At 61.2% G+C, this 18727-nt stretch carries 19 protein-coding genes; 7 read left to right on the top strand and 12 right to left on the bottom strand.

Features of this window, described 5'->3' with window-relative positions; genetic code table 11:
* Position 1 precedes the first annotated feature (1 nt).
* The 3 genes from hypF to ACOTZP_RS04035 form a co-directional block, all read right to left on the bottom strand.
* Complete coding sequence (hypF, locus tag ACOTZP_RS04045; protein ID WP_271074528.1) at positions 2-2218, bottom strand: carbamoyltransferase HypF; 2217 nt, start codon at positions 2216-2218, stop codon at positions 2-4.
* Positions 2219-2224: 6 nt separating this feature from the next.
* The gene (hydN, locus tag ACOTZP_RS04040) at positions 2225-2770 is read right to left on the bottom strand and encodes an electron transport protein HydN (protein WP_017382793.1); all 546 of its coding nucleotides are present in this window, start codon (positions 2768-2770) and stop codon (positions 2225-2227) included.
* Positions 2771-2903: 133 nt separating this feature from the next.
* Complete coding sequence (locus ACOTZP_RS04035; protein WP_271074529.1) at positions 2904-3917, bottom strand: LacI family DNA-binding transcriptional regulator; 1014 nt, start codon at positions 3915-3917, stop codon at positions 2904-2906.
* A 214-nt stretch (positions 3918-4131) separates the two neighbouring features.
* Here ACOTZP_RS04035 and ascF point away from each other — a divergent pair, with 214 nt between their 5' ends.
* Positions 4132-5583: a PTS cellobiose/arbutin/salicin transporter subunit IIBC gene (gene ascF / locus ACOTZP_RS04030; RefSeq protein WP_271074530.1), complete on the top strand. Its 1452-nt coding sequence runs from the start codon at positions 4132-4134 to the stop codon at positions 5581-5583.
* Between the two features lie 18 nt (positions 5584-5601).
* Positions 5602-7026: a 6-phospho-beta-glucosidase gene (locus tag ACOTZP_RS04025; RefSeq protein WP_271074531.1), complete on the top strand. Its 1425-nt coding sequence runs from the start codon at positions 5602-5604 to the stop codon at positions 7024-7026.
* Between the two features lie 59 nt (positions 7027-7085).
* Here ACOTZP_RS04025 and hycI read toward each other — a convergent pair whose 3' ends face one another.
* The 9 genes from hycI to hycA form a co-directional block, all read right to left on the bottom strand.
* Positions 7086-7571, bottom strand: coding sequence for a hydrogenase maturation peptidase HycI (gene hycI / locus ACOTZP_RS04020; protein WP_048966180.1), 486 nt, complete (start codon positions 7569-7571; stop codon positions 7086-7088).
* Positions 7564-7974: a formate hydrogenlyase maturation HycH family protein gene (locus tag ACOTZP_RS04015; RefSeq protein WP_023306820.1), complete on the bottom strand. Its 411-nt coding sequence runs from the start codon at positions 7972-7974 to the stop codon at positions 7564-7566. The genes hycI and ACOTZP_RS04015 overlap by 8 nt, the downstream gene beginning before the upstream one ends.
* Positions 7971-8738: an NADH-quinone oxidoreductase subunit B family protein gene (locus ACOTZP_RS04010; RefSeq protein ID WP_022649161.1), complete on the bottom strand. Its 768-nt coding sequence runs from the start codon at positions 8736-8738 to the stop codon at positions 7971-7973. The genes ACOTZP_RS04015 and ACOTZP_RS04010 overlap by 4 nt, the downstream gene beginning before the upstream one ends.
* Complete coding sequence (locus ACOTZP_RS04005; RefSeq protein WP_003862138.1) at positions 8738-9280, bottom strand: formate hydrogenlyase complex iron-sulfur subunit; 543 nt, start codon at positions 9278-9280, stop codon at positions 8738-8740. Before ACOTZP_RS04005 ends, ACOTZP_RS04010 begins: the two co-directional genes overlap by 1 nt.
* A gap of 9 nt (positions 9281-9289) precedes the next feature.
* Positions 9290-10999, bottom strand: coding sequence for a formate hydrogenlyase subunit HycE (gene hycE, locus ACOTZP_RS04000; RefSeq protein ID WP_022649163.1), 1710 nt, complete (start codon positions 10997-10999; stop codon positions 9290-9292).
* Positions 11000-11014: 15 nt separating this feature from the next.
* Positions 11015-11938: a respiratory chain complex I subunit 1 family protein gene (locus ACOTZP_RS03995; protein ID WP_022649164.1), complete on the bottom strand. Its 924-nt coding sequence runs from the start codon at positions 11936-11938 to the stop codon at positions 11015-11017.
* 1 nt (position 11939) lies between these two features.
* Positions 11940-13754, bottom strand: coding sequence for a formate hydrogenlyase subunit 3 (hycC, locus tag ACOTZP_RS03990; protein WP_271074532.1), 1815 nt, complete (start codon positions 13752-13754; stop codon positions 11940-11942).
* Positions 13751-14359 carry a 4Fe-4S dicluster domain-containing protein gene (locus ACOTZP_RS03985; protein WP_271074533.1) on the bottom strand — a complete coding sequence of 203 codons (609 nt, stop codon included), beginning with the start codon at positions 14357-14359 and terminating at the stop codon, positions 13751-13753. The genes hycC and ACOTZP_RS03985 overlap by 4 nt, the downstream gene beginning before the upstream one ends.
* A gap of 73 nt (positions 14360-14432) precedes the next feature.
* Positions 14433-14897 (bottom strand): formate hydrogenlyase regulator HycA, encoded by a 465-nt coding sequence (gene hycA / locus ACOTZP_RS03980; RefSeq protein WP_022649167.1) that lies wholly within the window; start codon positions 14895-14897, stop codon positions 14433-14435.
* A gap of 210 nt (positions 14898-15107) precedes the next feature.
* On the opposite strand from hycA, the gene hypA reads away from it, so the two are divergent.
* The 5 genes from hypA to hypE are packed head-to-tail and all read left to right on the top strand — an operon-like array spanning position 15108 to position 18720.
* Positions 15108-15458 (top strand): hydrogenase maturation nickel metallochaperone HypA, encoded by a 351-nt coding sequence (gene hypA, locus ACOTZP_RS03975; RefSeq protein ID WP_022649168.1) that lies wholly within the window; start codon positions 15108-15110, stop codon positions 15456-15458.
* Positions 15459-15461: 3 nt separating this feature from the next.
* Positions 15462-16325: a hydrogenase nickel incorporation protein HypB gene (gene hypB / locus ACOTZP_RS03970; RefSeq protein ID WP_271074534.1), complete on the top strand. Its 864-nt coding sequence runs from the start codon at positions 15462-15464 to the stop codon at positions 16323-16325.
* Positions 16316-16588, top strand: a complete 273-nt coding sequence (locus ACOTZP_RS03965) for a HypC/HybG/HupF family hydrogenase formation chaperone (protein WP_003862132.1) — start codon at positions 16316-16318, stop codon at positions 16586-16588. The genes hypB and ACOTZP_RS03965 overlap by 10 nt, the downstream gene beginning before the upstream one ends.
* Before the next feature lie 3 nt (positions 16589-16591).
* On the top strand, positions 16592-17713 hold the full coding sequence (hypD, locus tag ACOTZP_RS03960) for a hydrogenase formation protein HypD (protein ID WP_045308749.1): 1122 nt from the start codon (positions 16592-16594) through the stop codon (positions 17711-17713).
* A complete protein-coding gene (gene hypE, locus ACOTZP_RS03955) occupies positions 17710-18720 on the top strand; it encodes a hydrogenase expression/formation protein HypE (protein ID WP_063148649.1) in 1011 nt (336 codons plus the stop codon). Before hypD ends, hypE begins: the two co-directional genes overlap by 4 nt.
* Positions 18721-18727: the final 7 nt, after the last annotated feature.

The raw sequence follows: 18727 nt of genomic DNA, 5'->3' as shown, positions 1-18727 counted from the left end.
TTTAAATCCTTTGTGAACATGATCGGGCGGCAGCAACCACCGCCTGCCCGAAGGAGATCGCTCCGTCGCCTGCGGGCAGGCGCGAAGGAAAAAGAAGCGTGAAATCAGAAAGGTAATGACGAAAGCGCGCGCGTAGCAGGCGGTTGTGAAGGACACCTCCGCTGAAGCACACCGTAGAGAGCGACCGTCGGCGGGCATGCGTTGCCGCCAGTTCGCTCAGCCCTTTTGCCAGCGCATCGTGAAAGGCCCAGGCGCGCTCTCCGGGCTCCGCCCGCCAGGCCAGCCACTGCTGCCAGAACAGCGCAAGGTTATCCGTCTTGAGCGTCACCGGATGATCAACCCCTGCACAGCGTTCGGCCAGCGCCTCCAGCCGGCACGCGGCTTCGCCCTCATAGCGTTGCGTTTCAATGCCCAGCGCACAGGCCACAGCGTCGAACAGACGACCACAGGAGGAGGCCCGCGGCGCATTGATACCGCGCGACACTGCCGTTGCCAGCAGCGGCCAGTTTTGACGCTGTACCGCCTCTGTTTCCGGGTACTGCTGCCAGTCAGGTACGAACGCCAGACAGTGGGCGAGCAAATTGCGCCACAGCTGTTTTGCCGCCAGATCGCCTCCCGGCAGCGCAACGGCTGGCAGACCGCCCAGCCGTTCGCAGTCGCGATAGTTCACCCGCAGGCACTCGCCGCCCCACAGCGCGCCGTTCTCACCCATACCGATCCCATCCAGCGTCAGGGCAATAACATCCCCGCCGTCGAGCGGCCAGCCATTCTCCGCCAGACACGCTGCTGCATGCGCATGATGATGCAGCACGGTCTCAACGGGCAGCGCCTGCGCCCGGGCCCACTGTCGGGCGTGATATCCCGGATGGGCATCGCACACCACGCGCTCTGGCTGGAAGGCGTAGATGTCCTGCATCGTCGAGAGCGCACTGCGCCACTGCGCCTCTACGCCCTCGTCGCTCAGATCGCCAAAATGCTGGCTCAGCACCGCCTGGTTGCCACGCACCAGGCAGAAGGTATTTTTCATCTCCGCGCCGGTGCATAACATGGGCGAGATGTCGCGGAATCCGGCGGGCAATGTGATGGCATCCGGCACAAAACCGCGTGCGCGACGCAGCATCGCACCGTCCCGATCCATTACTGAATCATCCATCCGTTGAAGAATATCGCGGTTGTGCAGCAGGAAGCCGTCAGCGATGTCACTGAGTTCTTCCAGCGCCTGCTGGTTGCTTATGGCGGGTGGATGGCCGCTGAGGTTGCCGGAGGTCATCACCAGCGGGCGCTGGCAGTCCAACATCAGCAAATGCTGGAGCGGGTTCGCAGGCAACATCACGCCAATTGTATTCAGCCCCGGCGCAATCTCCTCAGGAAACGCAGGAAGGCAGGCTTTTGGCGTCAGCACAATCGGCGCAGCGGGTGAACGTAACAGCGTCTGGATGGCCTCCGGCAGATCGTTCGCATGCGGGATCATCACCGCCAGCGGCTTGGCCGGGCGCTGCTTGCGTGCCCGCAATTTCCGAATCGCCTGCGGGTTAAGCGCGTCGCAGACCAGGTGAAAACCGCCCAGCCCTTTGACCGCCACAATCCCGCCGTTTTTCAATCTCTCCACCGCCGCGCTTAACGCCGATTCGCGGGTGGCAGCAGCATCCCCGGCTTGCCACTCCAGCTGCGGCCCGCAGTCCGGGCAGGCCACCGGCTGAGCGTGAAAACGCCGGTCAGCCGGGTTGCGGTACTCCGTTTCACAGGGCACACAGAGCGGGAATGGCGCCATTGACGTGGCCGGGCGGTCATAGGGCATGGCGCGGATAATGGTAAACCGCGGCCCGCAGTGGGTGCAGTTGATAAACGGGTAGCGATAACGGCGCTCGCGCGGATCGCGCATCTCCGCCAGGCACGCGGGACAGGTGGCGGCATCCGGGACGATTTGCGTATCCATCGCCCCGCTCTCGCTGTGGCGGATTACAAACTCGTCCGGCAGCGTATTCCAGCTGTACGGCTGCGTTTCAACGCGATCGATGCGCGCCAGCGGTGGGCAGTCCTGGCGCAGTCTCGCGGTAAAGTCACCCCCACTACCCGCGAGACGCACCAGGACACCCTCTCCGTCGTTGCACACGTCGCCCGCCAGCCCCAGCTGGTGTGCAAGCTGCCAGACGAAGGGACGAAATCCTACCCCCTGCACCTTGCCGCGCACCCGAAGCTGTACGCCGTTAACGCGCATTGCAGCTTAAAACAGCAGCGATGACGAGGTGTCGAACGCCGCACGGCGGCGTTTTTCGGCACTCATCTGTTCGAGCTTGTCGCGATCGACGCAGACCAGCGCATGCGTCGGACAGGCTTCCATACACGCCGGACCGGCGTCGCGGTGGTAGCAGAGGTCACATTTATTGGCTTCGGCTTTCTCCGCGCGCACACTCAGCCCGATACCGCTGTTGCGCACCACCGGGCGAACGACCACCTCCATCGCGCCATACGGACACGCCACCACACAGGTTTTGCACCCGATGCAGCGCTCCTGCATCACATGCACGAAGCCTTTCTCGCGCTTAATCGCCCCGTTCGGACAGACGTTGGCGCACGGCGCGTCTTCGCACTGGCGACAGATAGCGGCGGTGGAAATATTCACGCCTTTAATGACGTGGATGCGCGGCAGGAAGGTGTCGGGGGTCAGGGAGGCGCAATCCTGCTCCGCCTGATGGGACACCACGCACGCCACTTCACAGGTACGGCAACCAATGCATTTGCTGGCATCGGCCATAATAAAACGGTTCATCTGCTTCTCCGGCATAACTGTTATGCGCGAAGCTATTCATAAACCGTGCCAATATTTAATACATTGATTTTAAAGCGAAATAAAAAAGAAGAGGATCTGTCATCGTCATTTGTGACGATGACAGATGTCGACGTCAGCGATGCGGGCCGTCAATGACGGAGTCGCGCAGGATAAGCTCGCCGGAAAAAGTTTGCTGAGGCTTAAACTCACCGCCGTCGAGCATGAAGATCAGGCGGCTGATAGTCTCCTGGATCATCTCCGTTACCGGAATACGCACGCTGGAGAGGGACGGCACGATATAGGGCGCGATTGCCACGTCGTCAAAGCCGATGACGGACACCGCGCCCGGCGTGGCGACGCCGCTCTCGTGCAACTGCCTGATGGCACCAATCGCCATATCGTCGTTACTCGCCACCAGCGCGGTAAACGTTTCGCCGCGGGTGAGCAGCTGAGAGACCGCCGCCGCGCCGCTGGCCGGGCTCCACTTCCCTTCGGCGATCAGCGCGTCACGCAGGGCAATGCCGTTCTGCGCCAGCGCGTCCTTGTAGCCGGAAAGACGCTCCACGCCGGTGGGGGAATCCAGCGAACCGGTGATAAACGCAATCTCCCGGTGGCCTTTCGCGACCAACTGCGAGACTGCGTCCTGACACGACGCTTTATGATCGGACCAGACGCTGTGGCTGCTGTTTTTCCGCAAACGGCGGTTGAGCACCATAATCGGCTGCTCGCATTTCTCAATAATTTCGTCCAGCGCTTCCACGCTCAGAAAACGCGGGTAGATGATCACCGCGTCGCAGCGCATGTCGAGCAGGTACTGGATCGCCTCGCGCTCCTCTTCGGCGCTGTGCTTGCCGTCCGCCAGGATCAGCTGACGCCCCTTCTCTTCCGTCATCCGCGCGGCGTTAAACAGCAGCTCGCTAAAGTAGACCCCATGGTACAGGGTGTTTGTCACCACCAGCCCCAGGGTCTGGGTGCGTTTGGTCGCCAGGTTTCGCGCCAGCAGATTGGGGCGATACCCGCTCTCTTCGATGGCCTGAAACACGCGGTCTTTCGTCTCCTGGCTGACGTAACCGTTCCCCGACAGCACCCGGGAGACCGTCGCTTTCGACACGCCTGCCCGCTTCGCCACTTCCAGCATCGTGGTCATAGTGTTATTCCATTCAAATCTGATGAGCCGCAGTGTACTTCACCGCAGAAAAATTGTCGCAGCGGCGTTATCACGCTTTATACGGCCACGAGTGATCGTCATCACGAAACGAAAAAATGCATAAAAAGTGGTCTTGTTTCATTAAAAGAAACTCATGATGATTATGTGAAACCGGTTTCCTACACTTCTCACAACGATAACAGGATCACATCCGATGGCAAAAAATTACGCTGCGCTGGCAAATGACGTGGTTAGCGCGCTGGGCGGTAAAGAGAACATCGTCGCCGTCACCCACTGCATGACGCGCCTGCGCTTCGTTCTGAAAGACGAAAGCCTTACCGACGCCGCGCGTCTGAAAAGCATCAGCGGCGTGCTCGGCGTGGTGCGCAACGACAACCAGTGCCAGGTGATCATCGGCAACACCGTATCCCAGGCATACCGTGAAGTGGTGAGCCTGCTGCCCGCCAACCTGCAACCTGCCGTAGCGGAAGGTCCACAGAAGCTTACGCTGCGCCGGATTGGCGCCGGGATCCTCGACGCGCTGATCGGCACCATGTCTCCGCTGATCCCGGCGATCATCGGCGGGTCGATGGTCAAGCTGCTGGCGATGATCCTTGAGATGACCGGCGTGCTGGGCAAAGGTGACCCGACGCTGACGATCCTGACCGTTATCGGCGACGGCGCGTTCTTCTTCCTGCCGCTGATGGTGGCGGCTTCCGCAGCGGTGAAGTTCAAAACCAACATGTCCCTGGCGATAGCCATTGCGGGCGTACTGGTTCACCCGAGCTTTATCGAGCTGATGGCGAAAGCGGCGCAGGGCGAGCATGTAGAATTTGCCTTAATTCCGGTTACGGCGGTGAAATACACCTATACCGTTATCCCGGCCCTGGTGATGACCTGGTGCCTGTCGTATATCGAACGCTGGGTGGATCGCATCACCCCGGCGGTGACCAAAAACTTCCTGAAGCCGATGCTGATCGTGCTGATTGCCGCCCCGCTCGCCATCGTACTGATTGGCCCGCTCGGGATCTGGATCGGTAGCGCCATCTCCGCGCTGGTCTACACCATTCACGGCTATCTGGGCTGGCTCTCCGTTGCCATTATGGGCGCGCTGTGGCCGCTGCTGGTGATGACCGGGATGCACCGCGTGTTTACGCCGACCATCATCCAGACCATTGCCGAAACGGGCAAAGAAAGGATGGTGATGCCGTCGGAAATCGGCGCCAACCTGTCGCTCGGCGGTTCGTCGCTGGCGGTGGCGTGGAAAACCAAAAACCCGGAGCTGCGCCAGACGGCGCTGGCGGCTGCGGCCTCCGCCATCATGGCGGGGATCTCTGAACCGGCCCTGTACGGCGTGGCGGTACGTCTGAAACGTCCGCTGATTGCGAGCCTGATCAGCGGCTTTATCTGCGGCGCGGTGGCCGGCATGGCCGGTCTTGCCAGCCACTCCATGGCGGCGCCGGGGCTGTTCACCAGCGTGCAGTTCTTCGACCCGGCCAACCCGATGACCATCGTCTGGGTGTTTGGCGTGATGGGTCTGGCTGTGGTGCTGTCGTTCGTGCTGACCCTGCTGTTAGGGTTTGAAGATATCCCGGTAGAAGACGAAGCCGAAAAAGCACGCGCCCTGCAAACCGCACCGGTACAGAACAAAGCAGCAGAAGCATAAACTGAAAGCGAGGTAAGAATGTCTGTTTTTCCACAAGGATTTTTATGGGGCGGCGCGCTTGCCGCCAACCAGAGTGAAGGGGCTTACCGTGAAGGCGGCAAAGGACTGACGACGGTCGATATGATCCCCCACGGCGCAAACCGTCTGGCGGTAAAAGTCGGCAAGGAAAAACGGTTTTCGTTGCGTGACGACGAATTTTACCCGAGCCACCAGGCGATTGATTTTTACCATCGTTACAAAGAAGACATTGCCCTGATGGCGGAGATGGGCTTTACGGTTTTCCGCATCTCGATTGCCTGGAGCCGCCTCTACCCGAACGGCGACGAACCGTTGCCAAATCAGGAGGGCATTGCCTTCTACCGCGCGGTGTTCGAGGAGTGCAAAAAGTACAACATCGAGCCGCTGGTGACCCTCTGCCATTTCGACGTGCCGATGCACCTGGTGACGGAGTACGGCTCCTGGCGCAACCGTAAGATGGTGGATTTCTTCGCCCGCTACGCCCGCACCTGCTTCGTGGCGTTTAACGGGCTGGTGAAATACTGGCTGACCTTCAACGAAATCAACATCATGCTGCACAGCCCGTTCTCCGGCGCGGGGCTGGTGTTTGAGGAAGGGGAAAACGAAGACCAGGTGAAATACCAGGCCGCGCACCACGAGCTGGTGGCGAGCGCGCTGGCGACCAAAATCGCCCACGAGGTGAACCCGGAAAACCAGGTCGGCTGCATGCTGGCGGGCGGCAATTTTTACCCCTACTCCTGCAAGCCGGAAGACGTGTGGATGGCACTGGAGAAAGACCGCGAGAACCTGTTCTTTATCGACGTGCAGGCGCGCGGCAGCTATCCGGCCTACTCCGCCCGCGTGTTCCGCGAGAAAGGCGTGGTGATTGTGAAAGACCCCGGCGACGACGACCTGCTGAAAAACACCGTCGACTTTGTCTCGTTCAGTTATTACGCCTCGCGCTGCGCGTCGGCGGATATGAACGCGGGCAACACCAGCGCGGCGAACATCGTGAAGTCCCTGCGCAACCCGCATATTCAGGTGAGCGAGTGGGGCTGGGGCATCGACCCGCTCGGGCTGCGCATCACCATGAACATGATGTATGACCGCTACCAGAAGCCGCTGTTCCTGGTGGAAAACGGCCTCGGGGCGAAGGACGTCATTGATGAAAACGGCGAGATCAACGACGACTACCGCATCAGCTACCTGCGCGAGCATATCCGTGCGATGGGTGACGCGATTGAGGACGGCGTCCCGCTGATGGGCTACACCACCTGGGGCTGCATTGACCTGGTCTCGGCCTCAACCGGGGAGATGAGCAAGCGCTATGGATTTGTCTACGTCGACCGCGACGACGCCGGGAACGGCACGCTGGATCGAAAGCGCAAGAAATCGTTCTGGTGGTATAAGAAGGTGATTGCGAGTAACGGGGCGGATCTGGCGTAGCCTGTTTTGCCGGGTGGCGGCGTTGCCTTACCCGGCCTACAAACTGCTCGATGCGGTTTTCACCCTCTCCCCTCTGGGGAGAGGGCCGGGGTGAGGGGCTGAAAACCCCCGTCCCCAACCCACCCTGCAAGCCGTGAATACACCACGTCCACCGCCTCTTTCACTGGCGGCGTCATCGGATAATAAAACCCGACGATGTCCGGCTGAATGCCCAGAAACAGCACCTCACCCACGTCGTCTTTAATCTGATCCACCAGGTAGTTCAGCGGCATGTTGTGGGTGGTCATCATAAACATCTCGGCGATGTCGTCCGGGTCAATCAGGCGGATCTCGCCGGGGTTGAGCCCCATATCGGTGGCATCGACGATTAACAACCTGTCCGGGCGCAGCTCGCGAATGGCCACCACGTCGTTTTCCGGCGCGCTGCCGCCGTCAATCACCACCCAGCTGCCCGGCGGGTTCGCGGCGCACATCTCCGCCAGCAGCGGGCCCGCGCCGTCGTCGCCCATCATGCTGTTGCCGACACACAGTAAAACGTCAGTCACGTAATCTCCTCACCATCAGGTAGATGGCGCTCTCCTGATGAATATCGTGCAGCATGCCGAGCAGCGTTTTGCTCCACGCCTGCTGCGCCGGGTTTTGTCTGCTCAGCGCCGCGTCAAAGGCGTTGGCGAGCATCGTGATATGGTTGGCGTCGATGACGATCTCGCCGTACTTCGGCACGCCCTCCATTTTGCGCCGCGCCGTGCTGCCCTCCTCCAGCGTGGCGATCCACGCCAGGTACTCGGGCCACGGGCAGCTTAACGCCGCCTCCAGGCAGTCGATCACCCCGAGGTGGTGCCCAATCGCCAGGCTGTAATAGACCACCTGCTGCGCCGCATCCGGCGTGGCATCGTTCTCATCAATAAACTTACGGCTCAGCTGGCTGAACACCACCGTTTCACTCATCGGATACGCGCCTCATCCACAATACTGTTCAGGTTTGCCACGATCTCATTGAGACGCGGATCGTTCTCGGCCTCCAGCCAGCGCGCCACCTGATGGTCGCCCTGGCTCAGCAGGCGCAGATAATCGTCGGCAATCTGACGGCCATAGCGGTAACCCGCCAGCCTGCGCGCCGTGCGGTCGATCTTCACCCGCAGCGGCTGCACCATATCCGGGTGCAGGAGAGTGGCTGGCTGGTTGTCCAGCTCGCCCGGCTCGCGGGCGTGGATCTTCTGCTCCAGCAGGCCGAGCGCCATGGCAAAACCGTACAGCGTGGCGGCGGGCGTCGGCGGGCAGCCCGGAATGTAGACGTCCACCGGCACGATTTTGTCGGTGCCGCCCCAGACGCAGTAAAGATCGTGGAAGATGCCGCCGCTGTTGCCGCAGGCGCCGTAGGAGATGCAGATTTTCGGATCCGGCGCAGACTGCCAGGCGCGCAGCGCAGGCGAGCGCATCGCGCGGGTGACCGCGCCGGTGAACAGCAGGATATCCGCGTGGCGCGGGGACGGCACCACTTTGATGCCGAAGCGTTCGGCGTCAAACAGCGGCGACAGGGTGGCGAAGATTTCGATCTCACAGCCGTTGCAGCCGCCGCAGTCCACGCGATAGACGTAGGCCGAGCGTTTGATTTTTTTCAGCAGCGACGCCTTCATGCTGGCGATGGACTCCTCCACCGTCAGCGGTACCGGAATGCCGTTAGCGTCGCGCGGGCCGAGTAAGTTTTCCATCAGCTGGCCTCTCTCATATGACGGGTTAAATCGATGCGGTCAGACGGCAGCAGGCATTTCTGACGTTTGCACTCCGGGCAGGTTTCGAAGCTTTCACGGTGATGCTCCGCACGCACGTCGCCGTTGTGCTTCAGCAGCGCGATGGCGTAGTCGATCTCTTTTTGCACGGCGAACGGACGCTTGCAGACGCGGCAGTTGCACAGCGCAAAGCGCGACTGCTGGAGGAAATCCTCTTTTTTCCACACCGCCAGCTCGTACTCCTGAGACAGGCGAATGGCTACCGTCGGGCAGACCTCCTCGCAGCGGCCGCAGAAGATGCAGCGCCCGAGGTTAAATTGCCAGGCCAGCTCGCCGGTTTTCAGGTCCGTTTCCACCGTTAAGGCATTCGACGGGCAGGCGTTGACGCAGGCCGCGCAGCCGATGCACTGCTGCGGGTTGTGCTCCGGCTTGCCGCGAAAGTTTTTATCCACCGGGATCGGCTCCAGCGGATAACTGCTGGTCTGCGCGCCGGTTTTGATCACTTTTTTGATAAAGGTAAACATCACGAGTCCTTATTTCAGCGGCGAGTTCTTACGCTCGATGCTGTAGCGCTCAAGCTCTTTGTAGGGCACCACCTGGCTTTTCTTCTTGCGCACGTCCACGACGGTCATGCGGTCGGTGCAGGAGTAGCACGGGTCGAGGCTGCCGATGATCAGCGGCGCGTCAGAGACGGTGTTACCGCGCAGCATGTAGCGCAGGGTTGGCCAGTTGGCGTAGGTCGCCGCACGGCAGCGCCAGCGGTAGAGCTTCTGGTTGTCGCCGGTCATGCTCCAGTGAATGTCATCCCCGCGCGGCGCTTCGGCGAATCCGAGGGCAAAGCGGTTTGGAATGTAGGTGAAGCCTTCCACCATCAGCGGGCCGCCCGGCAGGTTATCGAGGCCGTAGTCGATCATGTTCAGCGCAGTAAACACCTCGTTGATGCGCACCTTCAGGCGGGAGATGACGTCGCAGCCCTGCTCGCTGTGCACGGTCATCGGCAGCAGGCCGTAGCCGACGAACGGGTGATCGGCGCGGGTGTCGCGGGCGTGGCCGCTGGCGCGCACCATCGGGCCGACGTTGCTGAAGTCGCGGGCGATTTCCGGGTCAAGACGACCAATCCCGACGGTGCGCTGCTCGATGTTTGGCGTGCTGAGCAGCATGTCCACCAGCTCCTGCACGTCGCGGCGCATCTGCTGCGCCAGCTGGCGGGTCTGGATCATGTCATCTTTCAGCAGGTCGCGGCGGATCCCGCCGATCAGGTTCAGGCCGTAGGTTTTACGCGCCCCGGTGAGGATCTCCGCCATCTTCATTGATGCCTCACGCACGCGGAAGAACTGCATAAACCCGGAGTCAAAGCCGACGAAGTGGCAGGCCAGGCCGAGGTTCAGCAGGTGTGAGTGCAGGCGTTCCACCTCCAGCAGAATGGCGCGGATCATCTGCGCGCGTTCCGGCACCACGATCCCCATGCCGTTCTCCACCGAGGTGGTGTAGGCGGTGCTGTGGGCAAAGCCGCAGATGCCGCACACGCGGTCAGAAAGAAACGTGACTTCGTTGTAGCCCATGCGGGTCTCCGCCAGCTTCTCCATGCCGCGGTGGACGTAGAACAGGCGGTAGTCGGCGTCGATAATGTTTTCGCCGTCGACGAACAGGCGGAAGTGGCCCGGTTCGTCAGAGGTGACGTGCAGCGGGCCGATCGGCACCACATTATTCTTCTTGCTGCCCAGCTCGTTGATGAACTCGTAGGTTTCGCTGTCGGTTGTCGGGGCCGGACGCTGGCGGTAGTCCATGCTGTCCTTGCGCAGCGGATAGAGTTCATCCGGCCAGTCGTCCGGCAGCACCAGGCGACGCTCGTCAGGCAGACCAACCGGCACCAGGCCGTACATGTCGCGCACTTCGCGCTCGCCCCAGACGGCGGCGGGTACGCGCGGCGTGACGGACGGGTACTCCGGCTTGTTCGGGTCAACTTCGACGCGCACGGTGAGCCAGCACTTCTCGCCCTGCTCCATCGACATCACGTAGTACACCGCATAGTTGCCGCACAGCTGACGCTCGTCGTTGCCGAACAGCACCGACAGCCAGCCGCCCTGCTGGTAGTAAAGAAACTCCACCACTTCCGGCAGGTAGTTCACCTTAATGGTGACGGTTACCTGGTCTTTGGTTTGCCATGACTCCTCCAGCACCACGCCCGGGAAAGCCTGATGCAACGCGGCGAGATACTGCTGACCTTTCTTTTCTTCAGACATAAACACTCTCTTTAATCACGCCACCAGCAAGGAGACGAACGCTAAAAATGCAAAACCAAAACCAGCCCAGGTAATGCGTGACGTTTCGACAAAACGCAGGCGCGCCATGCTGTTTTCAAACAGGGCAATCACCAGCACGCCGATAAGCAGCTTGAGCGCAGCCACCACAACGGCCAGCAGCAGGCCGCCCGCAGAGAAGTGCGTCATCTGCCCCCACGGGAAGAAAACGCCGACGAACATCTGCAACACCACCAGCTGCTTGAGGCTGATGCCCCACTTCAGCACCGCAAAGCCGTAGCCGCTGTACTCGGTGAGTGGCCCCTCCTGCAATTCCTGCTCCGCTTCCGCGAGATCGAACGGCAGCTTGCCCATCTCGATAAAGGTGGCGAACGCGCAGGCGCAGAGCGCCAGCACCAGCGGGAGCGAACGTGAAACCGGCCAGTGGTAAACGGTGTCGGTGATGAAACTGATGTGGGTCGAGCCAGCAACCTGCGCGGCGACCCACAGCCCCAGCAGCAGAATTGGCTCAACCAGCACGCCGAGCATCGCCTCACGACTGGCGCCGATACCCGTAAACGGGCTGCCGGTGTCCAGGCCCGCAATCGCAAAGAAGAAACGCGCGATGGCGAAGAGGTAGATCAGCGTAATCAGATCGCCAAGCACGGGCAGCGGCGAGCCCACCGTCACTACCGGCAGCGCGGTGGCGATGGTCAGCATCACGCCGACCATCACGAACGGCGTCAGGCGGAACACCCAACCTGAGGCATCCGGCGCGACGCTCTGACGGGAGAGCAGCTTGAAGAGATCGCGGTACTCCTGGAGCACGCCAGGCCCGCGACGGTTGTGTAGCCGGGCGCGCGCCACGCGCGTGATGCCCGACAGCAGCGGCGCGGCGGCAAACAGCACCAGCGCCTGAAGAATTGCCAGTAACAAACTCATGTCAGGCTCCTCGTGAAATGACAATCACCACCAGCACCGCCAGCTCGATCAGCGCCAGGCGGCGGAACAGCACGGGCACGGCGGCACTCTGCCAGCCCGGCACCCAGCCCACCGGGTTCAGCCAGTGGCGCAGCTTCAGCACGGCGGCGAAGTTCTCCTTCACCGGCATGGCGAAACCGTGGGCGGTGATGACCATCGACTGCTCGTGTTCGTAGCCGCAGGCCCACGCCGCGCCGCGCGAGCGGGAGGCGAGACGGTCGCGTCTGAAGAACAGCATCAGCACGAACGGCAGGAGCGGCGCGGCAATCAGCAGCAGCGCCATCATCGGCTGGGACACGACGGTATGCGCCGTAGCCAGCGGCAGCGGAATGGCGTGGCCCAGAAGCGGCAGCAGCCACGGCGCGGCAACCCCACCTGCGATACAGCACAGCGCCAGCGCGACCACGCTGGTGGCCATCAGCACCGGGGCGCAACAGGCGTTTTCCGCTTCGCGGGTGCGCGGCGCGCCCAGGAAGGTGACGCCGTAAACCTTCGCCATACACATCACCGCCAGCGCCCCGGTAATCGCCAGCCCAACCGCCAGCAGCGGGCCGAGCAGCCGCGCGATAAACGCGTCGCTCTGGCCGAGCGCGAAGAAGGATTGATAGATCACCCACTCCCCGGCAAAGCCGTTCAGCGGTGGAAGCGCGGCCATCGCCATCAGCCCGACCAGCATCGCCAGCGAAATGACGGGCATTTTTTTGCCAATCCCGCCGAGCTTTTCAATATCGCGGTGCCCGGTGCGAAACCAGACGCTGCCCGCGCCGAGGAACAGGGTGCTTTTAAACAGACTGTGGTTGATAAGGTGATACAGACCGCCAATAAACCCGGCGGCAATCAGTGCCGGCTGGTTGAGCGCCAGCCCGGTGACGCCTGCGCCCATGCCGAGCAGGATAATCCCGACGTTCTCCAGGGTGTGGTACGCCAGCAGACGCTGGATGTTGTGCTCCATCAGCGCGTAGAGGCCACCGACGAACGCGGTGATCATCCCCGCAATCAGCAACGCCACGCCCCACCACAGCGGCGGCTGATCGCCCGCCAGGGTTATCGTCAGGATGCCGAACAGACCGACCTTCATCACCACGGTGGAGAACAGCGCAGCGGCCGGGGCTGAGGCATTGGCATGCGCCTGCGGCACCCAGCCGTGCAGCGGGATTATCCCGGCCAGCAGGCCAAAACCGACTACGCCCAACAGCCAGACGTCGTTGCCCAGCGGCTGGCCGTTAAGCGCGGCGAAATCCAGCGTGCCAAAACGCTGCCACACCAGCCAGCAGGCCAGCGCTAGCAGCAGCGTGCCGAGACGTCCGAGCGCAAACCACAGCTTGCCGGAGGCGCTGCATCCGGTCAGGAACACGCCGCACAGGGCCATGATTTCAGCCATCACCACCAGCGCGCCGAGGTTGCTGGCGACAACGGTACAGACCGCGGCGGCCATCAACAGGTTGACCAGCAGGCCGTTGGCGTTGGTATGCTGATGGCGGTGCCAGTCGATATTAAACAGGCTGATAAACAGCCCGCACAGGCCAAAGGTTATCAGCCAGATGGCGTTCAGCGGCGTAAGCTCAACGGCGTGGTGAATCAGCGGGATGAGGGTGTCGACGGATTGCCCGTCGATCAGGACAACCCCGCCCGCCGCCAGCGTCATCAGGCTGCCGACCGCCCCGCCGATACCGGCGATCACACCGCTCAGCGTTTTATGGAAGGCGAGGAGCAGCGCCAGGACAGCGGCGGCGGCAAACCAGGCCACGGCGCTGGTCATCATAACTATCGCGTTCATTTCGCCCCCTCGTTAAGCGCCCGCAGCAGCGAAAGATCGCCGACGTCGGTATTGATGGTCAGCTCACGCTTGCGTTTGCTGGTGCGGGCGATGTCGCGAATATTAACCAGAATTAACGCTTTGGTCGGACAGGTGCGCACGCAGGCCGGACCTTGTTCATCGAAGCTGCACAGGTCGCACTTCACCGCGACGGCGCGAATGCCCGGCACCCAGTCCAGCAGCGTGCTCACGCGTGCCGGTGCCGGCGGCGCAGGCGGCGCTTTCGGGGTGTTGGCATTCGCCGGAATATGCAGCGGACGGCTGCCGGAAAACTCAATGGCACCGAACGGACAGGCGATGCCGCACAGCTTGCAGCTCACGCACAGGCTTTCGTTCAGCTGTACCGCGCCGTCAACGCGGGTGATGGCATTGACGGGACAGACGCCCGCGCATGGCGCGTCTTCACAGTGGTGACAGAGCTGCGGGGCAGACTCTTTCTCATTACGCATGACGCGCAGGCGCGGCATGGACTGTAGCCCGTGCAGGCGGTGTGTTTCCGAGCACGCCGCCTCACAGGTTCGACAGCCCATACAGACCGTCGAGTCAGCAATTACAAAACGGTTCACCGGGTCATCCTCTGGTGATGGTCATTTTTGACGAAAAAAAACTGTCTTATCGACACTTCTCGACACTCGCTTTTCAGGCCACGTTCGCGGAGGATTTTCCGTCGATCAGCTGTTTCAGGTTGATCGGCTGATCGTGCTCAACGGCAGCGTAGAGGCCGTTATAAACCGGCGCGATTTTCTCCAGATAGTGCTCCAGCACCTGCTGGCGATCGCGGGTGCTAACGTGACCGTCCACCATGCCGTCGGCCATCAGTTGGGCTTTCGCAATACACTGTTTTTCACCCTCTTTTGTCTCAACGTAATACTCAATGGTGTGGCTGTTGAAGCTCTCCGCCAGGGTGACAAAAATCGTGAAGTGACCAAACAACACAAAGCGCATATCCCCCTGCGCCGCGCAGCTCATGGCATGGTGCAGACGGGCTTTTGACAGGGTGATCCCCTGAATCAGAGAGTTGCAGTAGAGGTGCCACTGATCCTGAAGCTGCTGATGACGTTGCGCGATGTAATCCGCTTTTTCGCTAATTTCCCAAATAGTCATAAAAGGTATCCGGTTAATGGAGTTAGCGGCTGTTAAGCAGATTTCGTGCCAGTTTTTAATTTATTGATTTAAATGTATTTTAAAGAGATGCGCACTGTCACCGCTGCGGTGTCGACGTGTCATTTCGACAGCGTTGACATCGTCACGCCGTAACGCAAATCAAGCTGGCACTGTTATTGCATTGAAGGGGCAATTCATTAAGGAGGCGTCATGCACGAAATCACCCTCTGCCAGCGGGCACTGGAACTTATCGAACAGCAGGCTGTGCAGAACCATGCGAAGCGCGTGACCGGCGTCTGGCTGAAGGTCGGGGCGTTTTCCTGCGTCGAGACCAGCGCCCTCACCTTCTGTTTTGAGCTGGTGTGCCGCGGCACGCTGGCGGAGGGTTGCGCACTGCATATCGAGGAGCAGCAGGCGGAGTGCTGGTGCGAGCAGTGTCAGCAGTACGTCACGCTGCTGTCATCGAAGGTACAGCGCTGTCCGCAGTGCCAGAGCAGCGGGCTGCGCATCGTGGCGGATGACGGTATGCAGATCCAACGCCTCGAAATCGAGAAGGAGTAATGTATGTGTAGTACCTGCGGTTGCGCTGAAGGCAACCTGTATATAGAAGGGGATGAACACCGTCCCCACTCCGCGTTTCGCTCCGCGCCTTTTTCCCCTGCCCCGCGTCCCGCGGCGGCCCTGACCGGCATCACCTTTGCCCCGCAGCGTTCCGACGCGGGCGACCTCCATTACGGCCATGGCGAAGCGGGTACGCACGCGCCGGGCATCAGCCAGCGCCAGATGCTGGAGGTGGAGATCAATGTGCTGGACAAAAATAACCAGCTCGCCGCCCGCAATCGTGCCCGCTTTGCCGCCCGTCAACAGCTGGTACTGAACCTGGTCTCCAGCCCCGGCTCCGGTAAAACCACCCTGCTGACCGAAACCCTCAAACGACTGAATAAACGTGTCTCCTGCGCCGTTATCGAAGGCGATCAGCAAACGGTAAACGACGCGGCGCGCATCCGCGAAACCGGTACGCCCGCGATTCAGGTCAACACCGGCAAGGGCTGCCACCTGGATGCGCAGATGATTGCCGACGCCGCCCCGCGCCTGCCGCTGGCGAACAACGGCATCCTGTTTATTGAAAACGTCGGCAACCTGGTCTGCCCGGCAAGCTTCGACCTCGGCGAGCGGCATAAAGTGGCGGTGCTCTCCGTGACCGAAGGGGAAGACAAGCCGCTGAAGTATCCACATATGTTTGCCGCCGCCTCCCTCATGCTGCTGAACAAAGTCGACCTGCTGCCGTACCTGAATTTCGACGTGGATAAGTGCCTGGCTTACGCCCGGGAAGTGAACCCGGACATTGAGATCCTGCTGGTTTCCGCCACGCGCGGCGACGGGATGGATGCCTGGCTGAACTGGCTGGAGAGCGAACGATGTGCATAGGCGTCCCCGGACAAATTCATTCGATCGACGGCAATCAGGCCAAAGTGGAGGTCTGCGGCATCCTGCGCGATGTCGATCTGACGCTGGTGGGCAGCCACGATGAGACCGGCGCATCGCGTCTCGGCCAGTGGGTGCTGGTCCACGTGGGGTTTGCCATGAGCGTGATTAATGAGGAAGAAGCACGCGACACGCTGGACGCGCTACAGAATATGTTCGACGTTGAGCCGGACGTGGGTGCCCTGCTGTATGGTGAGGAACGATAACACATGCGTTACGTTGATGAATATCGCGCGCCTGAGCAGGTGTTGCAGCTTATCGATCGCCTGAAAACCCGCGCGTCCCTGCTGGACTACACGAAAGAAAAACCGCTGCGGATCATGGAGGTGTGTGGCGGACACACCCACGCCATCTTTAAATTTGGCCTCGACCAGCTGCTGCCGGAGAACATCGAATTTATCCACGGCCCCGGCTGCCCGGTGTGCGTGCTGCCGATGGGGCGCATCGACAGCTGTCTCGACATCGCCAGCCGCCCCGGTGTGATTTTTTGCACCTTTGGCGACGCCATGCGCGTACCGGGAAAAAATGGCTCGCTGCTCCAGGCGAAGGCGCGCGGCGCGGACGTGCGGATCGTCTACTCACCGATGGATGCCCTGACGCTGGCAGAGGCTAATCCTGAGCGTAAGGTGGTCTTTTTCGGGCTGGGTTTTGAAACCACCATGCCCGCCACCGCTATCACTCTCCAGCAGGCGAAAGCCCGCAACGTCACTAACTTTTACTTTTTCTGCCAGCACATCACGCTTATTCCCACGCTGCGTAGCCTGCTTGAAGCGCCGGACAACGGCATCGACGCCTTCCTGGCACCAGGACACGTCAGCATGGTGATCGGCACAGAAGCCTACGGTTTTATCGCTGAACAGTACAATCGTCCGTTAGTGGTGGCTGGTTTCGAGCCACTTGATCTACTGCAAGGCGTGACCATGCTGGTTGAGCAGAAAATAGCGGCCCTGAGTGTGGTGGAAAATCAGTATCGCCGCGTGGTGCCCGATGCAGGTAACAGACGGGCACAGCAGGCGATAGCCGACGTGTTTAGCGTCGAAGGCGACAGCGAGTGGCGCGGACTGGGGCTGATTGCCGAATCCGGCGTACACCTGACGCCCGCGTATCGCGCCTTCGACGCCGAAGCGCATTTCCGCCCGCAGCCGCAGAAGGTGTGCGACGATCCCCGCGCCCGCTGTGGCGACGTACTCACCGGCAAATGCAAACCTCATCACTGCCCGTTATTTGGCAACGCCTGTAACCCGCAAACCGCGTTTGGCGCGCTGATGGTCTCTTCCGAAGGGGCATGCGCCGCGTGGTATCACTATCGCAACCAGGAGTGTGAAGCATGAACACGGTGGAAATGGCGCACGGAAGCGGTGGACAGGCGATGCAGCAGTTGATTAACAGGCTGTTCATGGAAGCCTTTAACAACCCCTGGCTCGCCGAGCAGGAAGATCAGGCGCGTATTGACCTCGCGGCCCTGACCGCCCACGGCGACAGGCTGGCGTTCTCTACCGACAGCTACGTGATTGACCCGCTGTTCTTCCCGGGCGGCGATATCGGCAAGCTCGCCGTCTGCGGCACGGCAAACGACGTGGCCGTCAGCGGCGCGATCCCCCGCTACCTCTCCTGCGGGTTTATCCTCGAAGAAGGGTTACCCATGGAGACGCTCACGGCGGTGGTCAACAGCATGGCGCACACCGCCCGCGAGGCGGGGATCGCCATCGTGACCGGGGATACCAAGGTGGTGCAGCGCGGCGCGGCGGATAAGCTCTTCATTAACACCGCCGGAATGGGGGCGATCCCCGCCGACATTCACTGGGGCGCGCAACAGCTTTGCGCAGGCGACGTGCTGATTGTCAGCGGCACGCTGGGCTGCCACGGGGCAACCATCCTCAACCTGCGCGAAGGCTTAGGGCTGGATGGCGAGCTGCACAGTGACTGCGCGGTACTCACGCCGCTGATCCAGACGCTGCGCGACATGCCGGGTGTAAAAGCCCTGCGCGACGCCACGCGAGGCGGCGTGAATGCCGTGGTGCACGAATTTGCCGCAAGCAGCGGCTGCGGAATTGAACTGACCGAGCGCGGCATGCCCGTTAAGCCTGCTGTACGCGGGCTGTGCGAGCTATTAGGGCTAGACCCGCTTAACTTTGCCAACGAAGGCAAGCTGGTGATCGGCGTGGAACGCACGGCGGCGGAAGCCGTACTTGAACAACTGCGCGCACATCCCTTAGGGAAAGACGCGGCCATCATCGGCGACGTGGTTGAGCGCAAAGGGGTGCGCCTGACCGGGCTTTACGGCGTGAAGCGCACGCTGGATCTGCCGCACGCTGAACCGTTACCCCGAATTTGCTAGACCGCGC

This window comes from Enterobacter cloacae complex sp. SYL001 (genome assembly GCF_049237025.1).
GTDB lineage: Bacteria > Pseudomonadota > Gammaproteobacteria > Enterobacterales > Enterobacteriaceae > Enterobacter > Enterobacter intestinihominis.
This window is presented reverse-complemented; position numbering and strand designations above follow the sequence as displayed.